The organism is Bradyrhizobium sp. LeoB3 (assembly GCF_055456055.1).
In genome coordinates, this window is sequence record NZ_JBVBEF010000026.1 from 16,592 (window position 1) to 32,585 (window position 15,994).

17 protein-coding genes are annotated in these 15,994 nt (G+C 64.5%); 10 read left to right on the forward strand and 7 right to left on the reverse strand.

Going from position 1 to position 15,994, the window contains the following annotated elements:
• Positions 1 to 162 precede the first annotated feature (162 nt).
• From rsmI to ACZXDY_RS18635, 7 genes are all read left to right on the forward strand, one after another.
• On the forward strand, positions 163 to 1,116 hold the full coding sequence (gene rsmI / locus ACZXDY_RS18605) for a 16S rRNA (cytidine(1402)-2'-O)-methyltransferase (protein WP_464346481.1): 954 nt from the start codon (positions 163 to 165) through the stop codon (positions 1,114 to 1,116).
• Positions 1,103 to 1,516: a YraN family protein gene (locus ACZXDY_RS18610; protein WP_028164795.1), complete on the forward strand. Its 414-nt coding sequence runs from the start codon at positions 1,103 to 1,105 to the stop codon at positions 1,514 to 1,516. The genes rsmI and ACZXDY_RS18610 overlap by 14 nt, the downstream gene beginning before the upstream one ends.
• A 28-nt stretch (positions 1,517 to 1,544) precedes the next feature.
• The gene (gshB, locus tag ACZXDY_RS18615) at positions 1,545 to 2,492 is read left to right on the forward strand and encodes a glutathione synthase (protein WP_456644552.1); all 948 of its coding nucleotides are present in this window, start codon (positions 1,545 to 1,547) and stop codon (positions 2,490 to 2,492) included.
• Between the two features lie 159 nt (positions 2,493 to 2,651).
• The gene (locus ACZXDY_RS18620) at positions 2,652 to 3,623 is read left to right on the forward strand and encodes an MBL fold metallo-hydrolase (protein ID WP_028164793.1); all 972 of its coding nucleotides are present in this window, start codon (positions 2,652 to 2,654) and stop codon (positions 3,621 to 3,623) included.
• Between the two features lie 113 nt (positions 3,624 to 3,736).
• Entirely contained in the window at positions 3,737 to 5,275 is a 1,539-nt protein-coding gene (locus ACZXDY_RS18625; protein WP_464346482.1) for a YifB family Mg chelatase-like AAA ATPase, read from the forward strand.
• Between the two features lie 109 nt (positions 5,276 to 5,384).
• Positions 5,385 to 5,852 carry a hypothetical protein gene (locus ACZXDY_RS18630; protein WP_464346483.1) on the forward strand — a complete coding sequence of 156 codons (468 nt, stop codon included), beginning with the start codon at positions 5,385 to 5,387 and terminating at the stop codon, positions 5,850 to 5,852.
• 155 nt (positions 5,853 to 6,007) lie between these two features.
• Positions 6,008 to 8,251, forward strand: a complete 2,244-nt coding sequence (locus tag ACZXDY_RS18635; RefSeq protein WP_464346484.1) for a PAS domain-containing hybrid sensor histidine kinase/response regulator — start codon at positions 6,008 to 6,010, stop codon at positions 8,249 to 8,251.
• 133 nt (positions 8,252 to 8,384) lie between these two features.
• Here the strand turns inward: ACZXDY_RS18635 and coaA are convergent, their stop codons facing one another.
• The 7 genes from coaA to hisB form a co-directional block, all read right to left on the reverse strand.
• Positions 8,385 to 9,341 carry a type I pantothenate kinase gene (gene coaA / locus ACZXDY_RS18640; protein ID WP_028164789.1) on the reverse strand — a complete coding sequence of 319 codons (957 nt, stop codon included), beginning with the start codon at positions 9,339 to 9,341 and terminating at the stop codon, positions 8,385 to 8,387.
• A gap of 75 nt (positions 9,342 to 9,416) precedes the next feature.
• A complete protein-coding gene (locus ACZXDY_RS18645) occupies positions 9,417 to 9,740 on the reverse strand; it encodes a phosphoribosyl-ATP diphosphatase (protein WP_130578039.1) in 324 nt (107 codons plus the stop codon).
• Positions 9,741 to 9,814: 74 nt separating this feature from the next.
• A complete protein-coding gene (gene hisF, locus ACZXDY_RS18650) occupies positions 9,815 to 10,591 on the reverse strand; it encodes an imidazole glycerol phosphate synthase subunit HisF (RefSeq protein ID WP_464346485.1) in 777 nt (258 codons plus the stop codon).
• An 8-nt stretch (positions 10,592 to 10,599) separates the two neighbouring features.
• Positions 10,600 to 11,340 (reverse strand): 1-(5-phosphoribosyl)-5-[(5-phosphoribosylamino)methylideneamino]imidazole-4-carboxamide isomerase, encoded by a 741-nt coding sequence (gene hisA, locus ACZXDY_RS18655; protein WP_464346486.1) that lies wholly within the window; start codon positions 11,338 to 11,340, stop codon positions 10,600 to 10,602.
• Complete coding sequence (hisH, locus tag ACZXDY_RS18660) at positions 11,337 to 11,987, reverse strand: imidazole glycerol phosphate synthase subunit HisH (RefSeq protein WP_028164785.1); 651 nt, start codon at positions 11,985 to 11,987, stop codon at positions 11,337 to 11,339. The genes hisA and hisH overlap by 4 nt, the downstream gene beginning before the upstream one ends.
• On the reverse strand, positions 11,984 to 12,514 hold the full coding sequence (locus ACZXDY_RS18665; protein WP_464346487.1) for a DUF2628 domain-containing protein: 531 nt from the start codon (positions 12,512 to 12,514) through the stop codon (positions 11,984 to 11,986). Before ACZXDY_RS18665 ends, hisH begins: the two co-directional genes overlap by 4 nt.
• Positions 12,515 to 12,622: 108 nt before the next feature.
• Entirely contained in the window at positions 12,623 to 13,216 is a 594-nt protein-coding gene (gene hisB, locus ACZXDY_RS18670) for an imidazoleglycerol-phosphate dehydratase HisB (RefSeq protein ID WP_464346488.1), read from the reverse strand.
• A gap of 182 nt (positions 13,217 to 13,398) precedes the next feature.
• Between hisB and hslV the strand changes: the two genes are divergently transcribed.
• The 3 genes from hslV (at position 13,399) to hslU (ending at position 15,954) form a co-directional block, all read left to right on the forward strand.
• The gene (hslV, locus tag ACZXDY_RS18675; RefSeq protein ID WP_464346489.1) at positions 13,399 to 13,956 is read left to right on the forward strand and encodes an ATP-dependent protease subunit HslV; all 558 of its coding nucleotides are present in this window, start codon (positions 13,399 to 13,401) and stop codon (positions 13,954 to 13,956) included.
• Between the two features lie 124 nt (positions 13,957 to 14,080).
• A complete protein-coding gene (locus tag ACZXDY_RS18680) occupies positions 14,081 to 14,563 on the forward strand; it encodes a GNAT family N-acetyltransferase (protein WP_464346490.1) in 483 nt (160 codons plus the stop codon).
• 89 nt (positions 14,564 to 14,652) lie between these two features.
• The gene (gene hslU / locus ACZXDY_RS18685) at positions 14,653 to 15,954 is read left to right on the forward strand and encodes an ATP-dependent protease ATPase subunit HslU (protein ID WP_028164781.1); all 1,302 of its coding nucleotides are present in this window, start codon (positions 14,653 to 14,655) and stop codon (positions 15,952 to 15,954) included.
• Positions 15,955 to 15,994: the final 40 nt, after the last annotated feature.

Sequence of the window (15,994 nt, forward strand, 5' to 3'; positions counted from 1 at the left end):
TCGCTATGGACCGCGACCCCCCTCACCAAGGCGCAGCACAGCCGCCCCCACTCCGCAAGACGCAAGCGCGTTATGGCGCCGGCGCTCTCGCACTCTTCGTTCGAGCACGATCTTTCGGAAAACCGGTGGCCACTTTTCCGGATGATGCTCTAGATTGGCATTATGCGCGCAAAAGCCAGCTCAAGATACGGCGCTGACGCCGGGATGGACGTCCCCAACAGGACATTTTCCATCGGCGGTCATGTGCTGAACGCGCCAAGGCCGGTTCCCGGCCTCCATCTGGTTGCAACACCAATCGGAAATCTCGCTGACATCACCCTGCGCGCGCTGGAGACACTCGCCGGTGCGGACCTGATCGCCTGCGAGGACACCCGCATCACCCGCCGTTTGACCGAGCGTTACACGATTGCAGCCGAGCTGACCCCCTACCATGAGCACAATGCGGCCCAGGCCCGGCCAAAAATCCTGCAGCGGCTGGCCGAGGGCGCCGCGATCGCGCTGGTCTCCGACGCCGGCACGCCGCTGATCTCCGACCCCGGCTTCAAGCTGGTGCGCGAGGCCTGCGCCGCCGGGCACCACGTGGTCGCGGTGCCCGGGGCATCATCGGTGCTGACGGCGCTCTCGGTCGCGGCGCTGCCGACCGACCGCTTTTTCTTCGAGGGCTTCTTGCCTGCGAAGGAACAGGCCCGGCGCACGCGGCTCTCTGAGATCGCCAGGATCGACTCAACGCTGGTGCTGTTCGAATCCGGCAGCCGCGTGCAGGAGACGCTTGCCGACCTCGCCGCGATCATGGGCGGGCGCGACGCCGCGATCTGCCGCGAGCTGACAAAACTGCACGAAGAGATCAGGCGCGCCCCGATCGCCGAACTGGCGGCGGCCAGGGACGCGGTGGAGACGCGCGGCGAATTTGTGCTGGTGATCGGTCCGCCGCCGGCGGACGCGCAGGTGATGGGGCAGGATCAGCTCGACGAACTGCTGCGCGCGTCACTCCTGCGCGACAGCGTCAAGGATGCGGTTGCGCATGCAATCGAGCTTTCCGGCCGACCGCGGCGCGAGGTCTATGCCCGCGCTCTCGAACTCGCAAAGGAACTGCGGGGCGACGATGGCCAAGAGTGACGGCAGCTCGCCGCAGGGGGCGGACACAAAGCTCGCCTCGCCGGAACGGGTCGCTGCGTTCCGCACCGGGCTATCGGCGGAAAGCCGCGCCGCGGCCTATTTGATGGCCAAGGGCTATCGCATTCTCGCCAAGCGCTTCCGCACGCCCTATGGCGAGATCGACCTGGTGGTGCGCAAGCGCAACCTGCTCGCCTTCGTCGAGGTCAAGGCCCGCGCCAGCTTTGATGAGGCCGCCTATGCCGTCACGCCGCGCCAGCAACAGCGCATCATTGCTGCGGCCCAGGCCTGGCTGATGGCGCATCCCGAACATGCGGAATTCGACATGCGTTTCGACGCCATGCTGATTGCGCCCAAGCATCTGCCGCGCCATCTGTTAGCGGCGTTCGACGCCAGCGCATGACTTCCTCGAGAGACCGGACCCAAAGCCCATGAAATTGAACGTCGCCGTCCAGATGGATCCCATTGAGCGCATCAACATCCGCGGCGATTCGACGTTCGCGCTGCTGCTCGAAGCGCAGAAGCGCGGCCACGGCATTTCCTACTACACGCCGGACAAGCTCTCGCTGCGCGGCGACGAGCTGGTGGCGCCGGTGCAGGTCCTTTCCGTGCGCGACGAGATCGGCGATCACTTCACGCTCGGCGAGCCGAAGCGCGAGCCGCTGACCAATTTCGACGTGATCCTGCTGCGGCAGGATCCGCCGTTCGATCTCGCCTACATCACTTCGACGCATTTTCTCGAGCGCCTTCACCCGAAGACCCTGGTCGTCAACAATCCTGCCAGCGTCCGCGACGCGCCGGAAAAGCTGTTTGTGATGAACTTTCCGCAGCTCATGCCGCCGACGTTGATCTCGCGCGACCTCGACGAGATCAACGCCTTCCGCGACGAGCATGGCGCTGTCGTCATGAAACCGTTGCACGGCCATGGCGGCGCCGCGGTGTTCCGCGTGATGCCCCAGGACATGAATTTCGGCTCGCTGTTCGACATGTTTTCGGTGACGTTCAAGGAGCCCTGGGTGATCCAGCGCTTCCTTCCCGAGGTCAAGCATGGCGACAAGCGCATCATCCTGGTCGACGGCGAATTCGCCGGTGCCGTCAACCGCGTGCCGGCGGCGGACGATTTGCGCTCCAACATGGTGCGCGGCGGCGCGGCGCAGTCGACCGAACTCTCCGACCGCGAGCGCAAGATCTGCACGACGCTCGGCCCGGCCTTGCGCGAGCGCGGCCTGTTGTTCGTCGGCATCGACGTGATCGACGGCTATCTCACCGAGATCAACGTTACCTCGCCGACCGGCATCCGCGCCATCTCGCGGCTCGGCGGTCCGGACGTGGCCGCCAGGATCTGGGACGTGATCGAGTCAAAGCGCACGAAATCGTAAGGCCGTTCGTCTTCCTTCCTCTCTGAGACCTCTTGTCAGCTTGCGACGGCAGGCGCAGCATGCCCTTGCTCGCCTTCAGGTCGCGGGGCAGGACCTGTTCGCGGGCGGCAACGCGGCGACTTGCCAAAGATAACTCGACAAAAATCGTGGAGGAAAAGCATGACGATCAATGTCTCGCGAAGGTCCTTGCTCGCGCTCGGCGCCGGCCTTGGTGCAAGCACGCTGCTCGGCGGCAGCGCGCTGGCACGCGCGCCGAAGCTCGGCACGCAAACGCCTTACTGGCACCGCTTCATTCTCGGCGATGCCGAAGTCACCGTCGTCTCCGACGGCCCGCTCCCGCTCGGCGATCCCTCCGGCACCTTCACCGGCGTGCCGAAGGAAGAAGTGAAGAAGATGCTGTCGGACAATTTCCTGTCGCCCGACAATGTCGTGCTGGAGCAGAATTCGCCGATCGTGAACACCGGCGACAAGCTGATCCTGTTCGACACCGGCATGGGCACGTCGAAAGCGTTCGGTCCGACCACCGGCCGCCAGCAGAAGAGCATGGCGGAGGCTGGCATCAAGCCTGAGGACATCGACGCCGTCGTCTGCTCGCATGCGCATATCGACCACATCGGCGGCATCGTCGATGCCAACGACAAGCCGCTGTTCCCGAACGCGCAGGTCTATATCGCCCAGAGCGACTTCGACTACTGGACCGACGAAGGCAAGATGGGCAGCCCGCTGAAGGACTTTGTCATTCACGCGCGCAAGAATCTCATGCCGGTCCGCGACCGCCTGGTGTTCTTCAAGGACGGCCAGGAATTCCTCCCCGGCGTGCAGGCGATCGCAGCGCCCGGCCACACCGTCGGCCACCACATCTTCATGGTGAGCTCGGCCGGCAAATCCTTCGCCTTCCTCGGCGATCTCTCGCATCACGCGGTGCTGCTGCTCGAGCGGCCGCGGATGGAGTTCTCCTACGATACCGACCCGAAGCAGGCAGCGGCCTCGCGGGTGAGACTGCTGGAGATGCTGGCGGCCAACAAGACCCCGGTGATGTCCTATCACTTCGCCTGGCCCGGTTACGGCCATGTCGCCAAGGTCGGCGACGGCTTCCATTATTATCCCGAACCGATGCAGATGACGCTTTAAGCCTGCCCGGGGCTCTGGGACGGCCGAGCGGTAGGTCCCGGAGCCCGCGTTCCCGTAATGTTCTTGCGCTTGGCGCTGCCTTCGGCTACCCTCGATTGTGGCAAGGGGGCAGCATGGTTCAACGCGTTTCCACCGTCGCTTTCGAGGGGATCGAGGCTCGCGCGGTCGACGTGCAGGTGCAGGTCGCGCCGGGACTGCCGGCTTTTGCGATCGTGGGCCTGCCGGACAAGGCGGTTTCCGAAGCGCGGGAGCGGGTTCGCTCGGCACTGATCGCCTCAGGCCTCGCTTTGCCGGCGCGGCGGATCATCGTCAATCTGGCGCCCGCCGACCTGCCCAAGGAAGGCAGCCATTACGACCTGCCGATCGCGCTCGGGCTGATGGCGGCGATCGGGGCCATCCCGCCGGATGCACTCAACGGCTTTACCCTGCTGGGCGAACTCGGGCTGGACGGCTCGATCGCAGCGGTTGCGGGCGTATTGCCGGCGGCGATCGGCGCCAATTCGCGCGACGAGGGGCTGATCTGCCCGGCGGCCTGCGGCTCCGAAGCGGCGTGGGCGAGCCCGGACATCCAGATCATCGCCGCACACTCGCTGATCCAGATCGCCAATCACTTCAAGGGCACGCAGGTACTGTCGCGCCCGCAGCCGAAGGTGCATGAGCAGAAGGAGACGCTGCTCGACCTCCGCGACATCAAGGGCCAGGAAAGCGCCAAGCGGGCGCTCGAGATCGCGGCGGCCGGCGGGCATCACCTGCTGATGATGGGCTCGCCCGGCGCCGGCAAATCGATGCTGGCGGCGCGGCTGCCCTCGATCCTGCCGCCGCTGTCGCCGTCCGAGCTGCTGGAAGTCTCCATGATCGCGTCGGTGGCCGGCGAGATCCGCGACGGCGCCTTGACCGCGCGACGACCGTTCCGCAGCCCGCATCATTCCGCCAGCATGGCGGCGCTCACCGGCGGCGGCATGCGCGCCAGGCCCGGCGAGATTTCGCTCGCGCATCAGGGCGTGCTCTTCCTCGACGAACTGCCCGAGTTTGATCCGCGCGTGCTCGATTCGCTGCGGCAGCCGCTGGAGACCGGCGAGGTTTCGGTTTCGCGCGCCAACCATCGCGTCACCTATCCGGCGCGCTTCATGCTGGTGGCGGCAATGAATCCGTGCCGCTGCGGTCATGCCTATGAGCCCGGCTATGCCTGCAAGCGCGGGCCCATCGACCGCTGCACCGCCGATTACCAGATGCGCATCTCCGGTCCGCTGATGGACCGCATCGATCTGCGGATCGAGGTGCCGGCAGTGACCGCCGCCGACCTGATCCTGCCGCCGCCTTCTGAAGGATCGGCGGAAGTGGCGGCGCGGGTTGCTGCCGCGCGCGACATCCAGCTTGCGCGCTATGCCGCCGCCGGCATGCCCAACGTCCGCACCAACGCCGAGGCACCGTCATCGCTGCTTGAGACCATCGCCCAGCCGGACGCGCAGGGGCAAAAACTGTTGCGTGATGCAGCCGAGACCATGCGCCTCACCGCGCGCGGCTATCACCGCGTGCTGCGCGTCGCGCGCACGCTCGCCGATCTCGATGGCACGGAGAAGATCGGCCGATTGCACCTCGCGGAAGCGCTGTCCTACCGCGCGCTGGCCGACGATATCAGGCGCGCGGCGTAGAGCGCGTCCAGCAGTTTCGCGTCAACGCGACGGTAACCAGTTCTCTTTACACTCCGCCAACCATAAGTCTGCGCAATTCTAGCCGGCTGCGGCTTGAGTGAGTGGTGTCATGTTGCGTTTGAAGATTCTGGCCTCGGTCGTGCCGCTGGCCGCGTTCGCGCTTGTTGCCCGCGGTGAATTGCTGCCGGGCTCGCATCCCTGCATCGAGGCCGGCGGTGCCACCGTGCAGATCGCATCGATCCCCTGGCTCGCCCAGCTCCATGTCAGCTTCACGGACGATCCGGCTGCCGCCACCGTGCGGGTCCAGATCTCCGATAGCGCGGAAGCCGCCGATTTCACCGTCATCGATGATGTCGATGATAGCGAGCCCGGCGCCTGCGAGAGCAGCGGCGTCCCACAACTGGTCGCGATCTCGGCCAATCCTACGGCAACCGATCCCGTGATCTATCTTTCGCAGGACGGCCCGGCCGATTACCGGATCTTCGTTCATTCAAAGAGCTTCTCGGTGCGAGATGCCGCGGCGCTGATCGTCGGCGCGCATGGTGGGCACCGCCGACTGCAGGCCGCTTCGCTGTAGCAACGATCGTTAACGCATTATCAACCCTGTTCGCATCGCGGGCCGGAACGCGACGCCGTCTCAAGCACTTTGCAAGGTCGCCGACGCATCGTCGACCCAACATGCGGGGTGGCCCAAGCTGCCAGCCTCCAAAGCAGGTGATCAGGGGATCGGCGATGATGTGGACCTATCGGCTGAAGCTCCGCCTGCTTCGGTTCGGGCGGCGTCACGCCTGGGTCGTCTTCACCCTCCGCACCTTCGTCGTGTTCGCCGCGGTCTTCACCGGTGGCTATGCATTGCTCGTTGGCGCGGTTTCCGATCGTGACCCACGTTCCATCGCTGTGGGTGTCAGCTTGCTCTTCGCGCTCACCTGCGTGGCGCTGGTCGTACTGAATGTCCGGCTGCGGCTGATGCGCGGCAAGTTGCGCATGATCGCGGAGCACAACGAGGCGCTCGCCGACCGCAACTGGGAACTGCAGGAGGCCGAGCAACGCGCGCGCAGCCTGTTCGAATCGCAAAGCGACCTGATCGTGCTGCGTGACGCCGATGGCATGATCACCTTCGTCAACGACGCCTATTGCGACCTCGCAGGGAAACCGCGCGGCGAACTGATCGGCAGCCATTTCGCCTTCGAGGTACTGGAACAGGGCAACACTGCGCTGGAGCCAAGCGGCACCCGCGTCTACGACCAGAAGATCGCGCACCCCTCCGGGCCGCGCTGGATCGCCTGGCGCGAGGGCCTCGTCCGCACCGATGCAGGACGGCCTGCGGAGATGCAAAGCGTCGGGCGTGACGTGACCGACCGCACCGAAAGCGAGCGCGCGCTCGCTGACGCGCGCGATCAGGCCGATGCGGCCAACCGCGCCAAGTCGCGCTTCCTCGCGATGGCGAGCCACGAGATCCGCACCCCGCTGAACGGCATCATCGGCATGAGCGGCCTGTTGATGGATACGCCGCTGACGCCGGAGCAGATGACCTACGCCAAGGCGGTGAAGACCTCCGGCGACGCGCTGCTGTCGCTGATCGAAGAACTGCTGGACTATTCCAAGATCGAAGCCGGCAAGATCGATCTCGAAGAGGGCCCGTTCGCGCTTTCGAAACTGATCGAGGACATCACCGAACTGCTGGCGCCAAGGGCGGAAGCCAAAGGAATCGAGATCGCCGCCTATATCGATGAGCGGTTGCCGATGGAGGTGATCGGAGACGCGGCCCGGCTGCGCCAGGTGCTGCTCAACCTCGCCGGCAACGCGATCAAGTTCACCGCGACCGGCGGCGTCGCCCTCGTCGTCGAGCCCGGCATCCGGCCGAATGAGATCAGCTTCCTGGTGCGCGACACCGGCATCGGCATTGCACCGGAAGCGCAGCAACGTATCTTCCGCGAGTTCGAGCAGGCCGATGAAGGCATTGCGCGCAGCTATGGCGGCACGGGACTGGGCCTCAGCATCAGCGACCGCATCATCAAACGCATGGGCGGCTGCATCGCGCTTGCAAGCACGCCGGGCGCGGGCTCGACCTTCGAAGTTTCGATCCCACTCGCCGCTTCCGACGGCAACACCGCGCCCGTGTTCAGCCCGCCCGACCTTGCGGGACGATCGATCATGCTGGTCGCCCCGCAAGGCATCGAAGCCTCGCTGATATCGCGCCGCTTGCAGCGCTGGGGCGCACAGACCTGCATGGTGTCAGATACCACGGTGGCGGAGGCCTTGCTGCCCGAACGTTCATGGCACGCCGTGCTGATCGACCATGCGCTGGGAGCGGCCGAGATCAGCCGCATCAGTCAAGTGGCGCGGCTGCATGCGACGCAGCGGATCGTGATGTTCACGCCGGCGACCCGGCAGGAGCTGCGGCGGTCCGCCGACGCGCCGTTCACCGGCTATCTGGTCAAGCCGCTGCGCGCCGTCTCGCTCGCCGCTCGTCTGACTGCCACGCCCGAGGTCGCGTCGCCGAGCGTCGTCGCGGAGCCCGTTGTGGAGCCGATAGGGGACAGTTCAACGCAGGCCTCACTGTCCGATAAGAAGCTATCGATCCTGGTTGCCGAGGACAATGAGATCAACGCGCTCCTGATGCGCTCGCTGCTGACGCGTCTCGGCCATCAGGTGGTGATGACCACCAATGGCGAAGAGGCGCTTCAATCCTGGTCATCGGCGAAATCCACAGGGGCGCCATACGACCTCGTGCTGATGGACGTGCAGATGCCGCAGCTCAACGGCATCGAGACCACCAAACGCATCCGGCAACTCGAAGCCGGCCAGTCCGGCCGAGCAACGCCAATCCTCGCGCTGACAGCCAATACGCTGGCTGAGGATCGCTCCGCCTGCTTCGAAGCCGGCATGGACGGCTTTCTGATCAAGCCGCTCGATCGCGAGAAGCTGGAGCAAGCGCTGAAAGAACTCGCCGCATCGCGACATCTGGCGGCGTAGCACGCTGTCGTCCCGGGCTTGACCCGGGACCCATAACCACAGGCTTTTGTGATGTGCTCCGCTGCAACCGCTTGCCCGCGCCACAACGACTGCCTGTGGTTATGGGTCCCCGCCTTCGCGGGGACGACAGGAGTTACAACCTGCGCAGTGCGACTGTTTCCACCACGTGGTCGGCACCCTTCTTCAGGATCAGCGTCGCACGCGGACGGGTCGGCAGGATGTTGTCCTCGAGATTGGCGCGGTTGGTGCGTTCCCAGATCGCGATCGCGGTGGCGGTGGCCTCTTCGTCCGACAGCACGGCGTAGCGGTGGAAGTAGGAGCGCGGGTCGTGGAACGCGGTATCGCGCAGGGCAAGGAAGCGCTTGACGTACCACTCGCGCAACACCGGCTCATCGGCATCGATATAGACAGAGAAATCGAAGAAGTCGGAAACCACCGGCACCGCCTTGCCGTCGCGCGGCAAGCGGCTTGTCTGCAGCACATTGACACCTTCGACGATCAGGATGTCGGGACGATCGATCTCGATGAACTGGTTCGGAACGATGTCGTAGGTCAGGTGCGAATAAACCGGCGCGCGCACCGGCCGCCGCCCGGCCTTGATGTCGCTCACGAACGAGAGCAGCAATTGCTGGTCGTAGCTTTCCGGAAAGCCCTTCTTCTGCATCAATCCCAGCCGCTCGAGCACGGCGTTCGGATAGAGGAAGCCGTCTGTGGTGACGAGATCGACCTTGGGCCGCGGCGACCACCGCGCGAGCAGCGCCTGCAGCACGCGAGCCGTGGTCGACTTGCCGACCGCGACCGATCCCGCGACGCCGATGATATAGGGCATCTTGCGGTCCTGGATGCCGAGGAATTGCCGCTGCGCGTAATAGAGCCGCTGCGTGGAGTCGACATAGATCGACAGCAGCCGCGACAACGGCAGATAGATGTCCTCGACCTCGTGGATGTCGAGCCGATCATGCATCGAGCGTAGCCGCTCGAATTCGCCTGGCTCCAGCGTCATCGGCGTGTCGTCGCGCAATTTCGCCCATTGCTCGCGCGAGAAGATCCGGTACGGATTATATTGCTGGTCGGGTGCCTGAATATCCATGGCCGTGCCCTAACTGAACTATTGCTTGGGCATGATCTTTTCGGAAAACCGTTGCCCGCTTTTCCGGATCATGCCCTAGTCGCGCTTGCGCGCCGCTTTCTCTTCCAAGCCGGACATGGATGTGCGCTGCGCCAGCGCCGCCTCGACGTCCTCGAGCTTCACGCCGCGGGCCTTCAGCAGCACCAGCAGGTGAAACACCAGATCGGCACTTTCGGCGATGAGATGATCGCGATCGTTCTCGATCGCGGCGATCACCGTCTCGACCGCTTCCTCGCCGAGCTTCTTGGCACAATGCTCGGCGCCCTTGTCGAGCAGCTTCTTGGTATAGGACGCCTCTCCCCCCGACGCTGCGCGGGCATCGATGATGGCGGCCAGATCGTGGACCGTGAAACGCGACATACTCAAGCACCCAGACCGGCCGGACGCCGGCAATTTCCCCCGGAGGGGGCTTAGCACTTTTGTGACGGCGAGTCCTAGGGATCGAGACGCATGGGCAGCCCTGCACGCACCATGTGCTCCTTGGCTTGGCGGATGGTAAATTCGCCGAAATGGAATATCGACGCCGCCAGGACCGCGGTGGCGTGCCCTTTCCGGATGCCGTCGACGAGGTGATCGAGGTTGCCGACCCCGCCGGAGGCGATGACCGGTACGGGGACACTATCGGCAATCGCCTGCGTCAGCTCAAGGTCGAAGCCCTGCCTTGTGCCGTCCCGATCCATCGATGTCAGCAGGATCTCGCCGGCGCCGAGCGAGACCACCTCCTGGGCATATTCGATCGCCTCGATGCCGGTGGGCTTGCGCCCGCCATGGGTGAAGATTTCCCAGCGGTCGGAACCGCCGGCACGATTGACCCGCTTGACGTCGATCGCGACCACGATGCACTGCTCGCCGAACTTTTCGGCACCCTCTTTCACGAATTCGCGACGGCTGACCGCCGCGGAATTGATCGACGCCTTGTCCGCACCGGAGCGCAGGAGCGTGCGGATGTCGTCGATGGTGCGGACGCCGCCGCCGACTGTGAGCGGCATGAAGCAGGCCTCGGCGGTCCGCCGTACCACGTCCAGCATGGTGCCGCGATTTTCATGGGTCGCGGTGATGTCGAGGAAGCAGAGCTCGTCGGCGCCGGCGGCGTCATAGGCGATCGCCGCCTCCACGGGATCGCCGGCATCGCGCAGGTCGACGAAATTGACGCCCTTGACCACGCGGCCGTCCTTGACGTCGAGGCAGGGAATGACGCGGACTTTGAACATGTCGTCTCCTAAGCCGCGGCGCTGGCGCTGCGGATCAGTTTTAGCGCGGCGTCGGGATCGAGTCGGCCGTCATAGAGCGCGCGGCCAACAATGGCGCCGGCGAGTTTCTTGGCGCGTGGCTCCAGCAATGCCTTCACATCATCGATAGAAGCAAAACCGCCGGACGCGATCACGGGGATCGAGATGCTCTCGGCAAGGGCGATCGTGGCCTCGAGGTTGAGGCCCTTCAAAAGACCGTCGCGGGCGATGTCGGTGAAGATGATCGCGGCAACGCCGGCATCCTCGAAACGCCGGGCGATCTCGAGCGCCGTCACCTCAGAGGTCTCCGCCCAGCCCTGAACCGCGACCTTGCCGTCGCGCGCGTCGAGGCCGACTGCGACGCGGCCGGGATACTTCTTCGCGGCGCCCCTGACGAGCTCGGGGTCACGTACCGCCGCGGTGCCGATGATGACCCGCGCCACGCCCTTGTCGAGCCAGGCTTCCACGGTCCGGAGATCGCGGATGCCGCCGCCAAGCTGCACCGGCATCGTCACCGCCTTCAGCATCGCTTCGACGGCCTGCGCATTCATCGGCTTGCCGGCAAAGGCGCCGTCGAGATCGACGACATGCAGATATTCGAATCCTTGAGCAGCGAAGGCGCGCGCCTGCGCCGCCGGATTGAGATTGAACACGGTGGCGCGCGCCATGTCGCCCTGCTCCAGGCGCACGCACTGTCCGTTCTTGAGGTCTATGGCAGGAAAGAGGATCACGGCTTCCACTTCAGGAAATTCGAGATCAGCGCCAGCCCGAAGCGCTGGCTCTTCTCGGGGTGAAACTGCGTGCCGATCGCGGTGTCTTTTGCAACGACGGCTGTGACCGGCCCGCCGTAATCGGCGCGCGCCAGCACGTCCTGCTCATTGGCCGCGTTAAGGTGATAGGAGTGCACGAAGTAAGCGTGGCGGCCGTCCGGCCCAAGCGGCAGGCGCTCCAGCACGGGATGCTCGCGCAGCACTTCGAGCGTGTTCCAGCCCATGTGCGGGATCTTCAGGTTCTCCTCGCGGGGCTGGATCTTCTCGACGTCGCCGGCGACCCAGTTGAAGCCGTCGGTCGTCACATGCTCCTTGCCGCGCGTCGCCATCAACTGCATGCCGACGCAGATGCCGAAGAACGGCCGCGCCTTGACCCGCACAGCTTCGGTCAAGGCCTCGAGCATGCCGTCGAGCGCATCGAGGCCTTTGCGGCAATCGGCGAAGGCGCCGACGCCCGGCAGCACGATGCGGTCGGCGCGGAACACCGCATCGGGATCGCGCGTCACCATGATCTTCTGCGGATCTTCCATGCTGCGCGCGGCGCGCTCGAACGCTTTCGCCGCGGAGTGCAGGTTGCCCGAGCCATAATCGATGATGGCAACCGTCATCGCGATCCTCCCGGCTCTGGAAACAACCCGATAATGCCGCCCTGCGGCAGCGGCGGCGGCTTGGAGAACGGCTGGCCCGGATTGTTCCGCGTCGGCGGCGGGCCACCGCGGTCGACCGACCATTGGTCGTTGACGACGCCGCGATGCGCTGCGGTCCAGCGATCGAAAAAGCGGCGCTCGGCGGATTCCTCGTCATCGGCCACAACGATGTCGAGCTGGCGCCATCTGCCGCGCGACAAGGTCCAGCGCTTCAGGCTTGCCGCCTCGAATCCCAAGAGCAGCGCCAGCACGACATCGACGGCCAGGATCGTGCCGCGGCCGATGCCGAGCTTTGCCAGGCCGTAATCGACCGCCGCCATCAACACGACCCAGCCGATCAGCGCCAGCCACAGCCGGTGCCAGGCCAGCCAGATCACGCTCGCAACCGCCGCCCAGAAATGAAAGCCGTCGCGCACGAAGGTGAACCTGTCAGTCGCCGCAAGATCGGCATTGTTCCCTACGGGGGCATGCACTGTGTAGACCGGCATCAAAACTCTCCGCCGCGAAGTTTTGGTTTGGCATGATCTCCGCGCAAACGCTTCGCGTTTGTCGCGAGGGAAAGCCGGGACCGAGTTTTCCGGGCCACGCCCGAAAGATCAGCCGCCGAGCTTGCCCTTGGTGGAGGGCACTTCGCCCGCGGCCTGCGGATCGATCGCGACAGCCGCGCGAAGCGCTCTCGCAAGACCCTTGAAACAGGATTCGGCGATATGATGGCTGTTCTCGCCATATAGGGTCTCGACGTGCAAAGTCACGCCGGCGTTCATCGCAAACGCATTGAACCATTCGCGCACCAGCTCGGTGTCGAACTCGCCGATCTTGTCGCGGGGGAAGGCGACCTTGAACACCAGCACCGGACGGCCCGAAATGTCGATCACCACGCGCGACAGCGTCTCGTCCATCGGCATGTGGATCGAGGCATAGCGGGTGATGCCCGCCATGTTGCCGAGCGCCTGTTTCACGGCCTGTCCGAGCGCAATCCCGACATCCTCGGTGGTGTGGTGGTAATCGACGTGGAGATCGCCCTCGGCCCTGACCGTGATATCGACGCGCGAATGCCGCGCCAGGAGGTCGAGCATATGGTCAAAGAAGCCGATCCCAGTCGAAACCTGGGACACACCCGACCCGTCGAGGTTGACCGCCACCTCGATGTCGGTCTCCTTGGTCTTGCGCTTGATCGTCGCCGTGCGCATGAAAATTGAGCTTTCCCGTGCCGAAAAACGGGCGTCTTTTAACAGGCCGATGACCCCTTCGCTACTGCGGGATGACACCAAAAACGGCCAAGTTGCGGCCATGGTGACCAAACCGGCCTCAAATGACCCGATTGTAAGCCACTGGCCGACCGCCTAAATCTGCTCGGACAATGAGGTACCCCATGCAAGCATCCCCAAACGAGCCGGCCGGCTGGCACGGCACCACGATCGTCACCGTCCGCAAGGGCGGCAAGGTGGTGATCGGCGGTGACGGACAGGTCTCGATCGGCCAGACCGTAATCAAGGCCAACGCCAAGAAAGTGCGCAGGATCGGCAAGGGCGACGTGATCGGCGGCTTTGCCGGCGCCACCGCCGATGCCTTCACGCTGTTCGAGCGGCTGGAAAGCAAGCTCGAGCAATATCCGGGACAATTGACCCGGGCGGCTGTGGAGCTGGCCAAGGACTGGCGGACCGACCGCTATCTGCGGCGGCTGGAGGCGATGATGATCGTGGCCGACAAGGACGTCTCGCTCGTCCTCACCGGAACCGGCGACGTGCTGGAGCCGGAAGCCGGCGTCATGGCGATCGGCTCCGGCGGCAATTACGCATTGGCCGCGGCGCGCGCCTTGATCGACAGCGACAAGGATGCCGAGGCGATCGTGCGCCGCTCGCTCGATATCGCCGCCGACATCTGCGTCTATACCAACCGGAACGTGACGATCGAGACGCTGGGCGGCTGAAGCATGATCCGGAAAAGTGGGAACCGGTTTTCCTCGCGACAAATGCGAAGCGTTTGCGCGGAGATCATGCTCAGACAAAGAAATGAGGTCATGATCCGATTCAACCCAACCGGATCATGATCTCATGGGACTCTACACCTTCCGGGAAATGACGACGGCCGACCTTGCGCTGATCGAGCGCTGGCTGGCGCTACCGCATGTCCGGGAATGGTGGGGCGATCCATCCGAGCAATATGCGCTGGTGAGTGGCGATCTTGATGAGCCGGCAATGGACCAGTTCATCATCTCCGTCGATGGCAACGATTTCGCTTACCTGCAGTGCTACGCGCTGACGGCCTGGAATGAAGGCTTCGGAGCACATCCCGAAGGCACGCGCGGCATCGATCTCTTCATCGGCGAGCCCGACATGATCGGGCGCGGACACGGCTCGGCATTAATCCGCCGCTTCGTCATCGAGCGGTTGGGGCAGGGCGCGCCGCGCATCGTCACCGATCCCGATCCGAATAATGCTCGCGCCGTGCGCGCCTATGAAAAGGCGGGATTTGAGAAAGTCCGCATGATCCACACGCCCGACGGCCCGGCGCTCCTGATGGTCTGTGACGCATGACCGCAGATTACGAACTCGACATGATTTCCAGCCCGACGGCGATCTAACCTCAGCTTGCTCTCGCAGCCTTGAACCCCTAGCTAGGTGACATGACCGACTTCTCCCCCCGCGAAATCGTTTCCGAACTCGACCGTTTCATCGTCGGCCAGACCGACGCCAAGCGTGCGGTCTCCATTGCCTTGCGTAACCGCTGGCGGCGGCTGCAGCTTTCCGGTTCCCTGCGCGAGGAAGTGCTGCCGAAGAACATCCTGATGATCGGGCCGACCGGCGTCGGCAAGACGGAAATAGCGCGACGACTGGCAAAGCTTGCCGGCGCGCCGTTCCTCAAGGTCGAAGCCACCAAATTCACCGAGGTCGGTTATGTCGGCCGCGATGTCGAGCAGATCGTGCGCGATCTCGTCGAGGTCGCGATTGCGCTGATCCGGGAGCGCAAGCGGAAGGACGTGCAGGCGCGGGCACAACTTGCCGCCGAGGAGCGCGTGCTGGACGCCCTGGTCGGACCGGGCTCGAGCCCGGCGACGCGCGAATCCTTCCGCAAGAAATTGCGCGCCGGCGAATTGAACGACAAGGAGATCGAGATCGAGACGCAGTCCTCCGGCGGCTTCCCGATGTTCGAGATTCCGGGCATGCCGGGCGCGCAGATGGGCGCGATTTCAATCGGCGACATCTTCGGCAAGATGGGTGGCCGCACCAAGACCCGGCGTCTGACGGTGGCGGGCTCGCACGAAATCCTCGTCAACGAGGAATCCGACAAGCTGCTCGACACCGACCAACTGGTGCAGGAAGCGATCAATGCGGTCGAGAACAACGGCATCGTGTTCCTCGACGAGATCGACAAGATCTGCGTGCGCGAAAATCGCGCCGGCGGCGACGTCTCGCGCGAAGGCGTGCAACGCGACCTGCTGCCGCTGATCGAGGGCACCACTGTTACAACCAAGCACGGCCCGGTGAAGACCGATCACATCCTGTTCATCGCCTCCGGCGCATTCCATATCGCAAAACCCTCTGACCTGCTGCCGGAGCTGCAGGGGCGCCTGCCGATCCGCGTCGAATTGCAGGCGCTGACGCGCGACGACATGCGCCGCATCCTGACCGAGCCTGAGGCGTCGCTGATCAAGCAATATGTCGCGCTGATGCAGACCGAAGGCGTGAAACTCGAGATTACCGACTCCGCGATCGACGAGCTCGCCGACGTCGCAGTGGCCGTCAACTCCACCGTCGAGAATATCGGCGCGCGGCGGCTGCAGACGGTGATGGAGCGGGTGTTGGACGAAATCTCCTTCACCGCGCCCGATCGCCACGGCGACACCATCACGGTCGATGCCGATTATGTGCGCAAGCATGTCGGCGACCTCGCCAAGAACGCCGATTTGAGCCGGTTTATTTTGTAAGCCCAACCGTCATTGCGAGCGCAGCGAAGCAATCCATCTC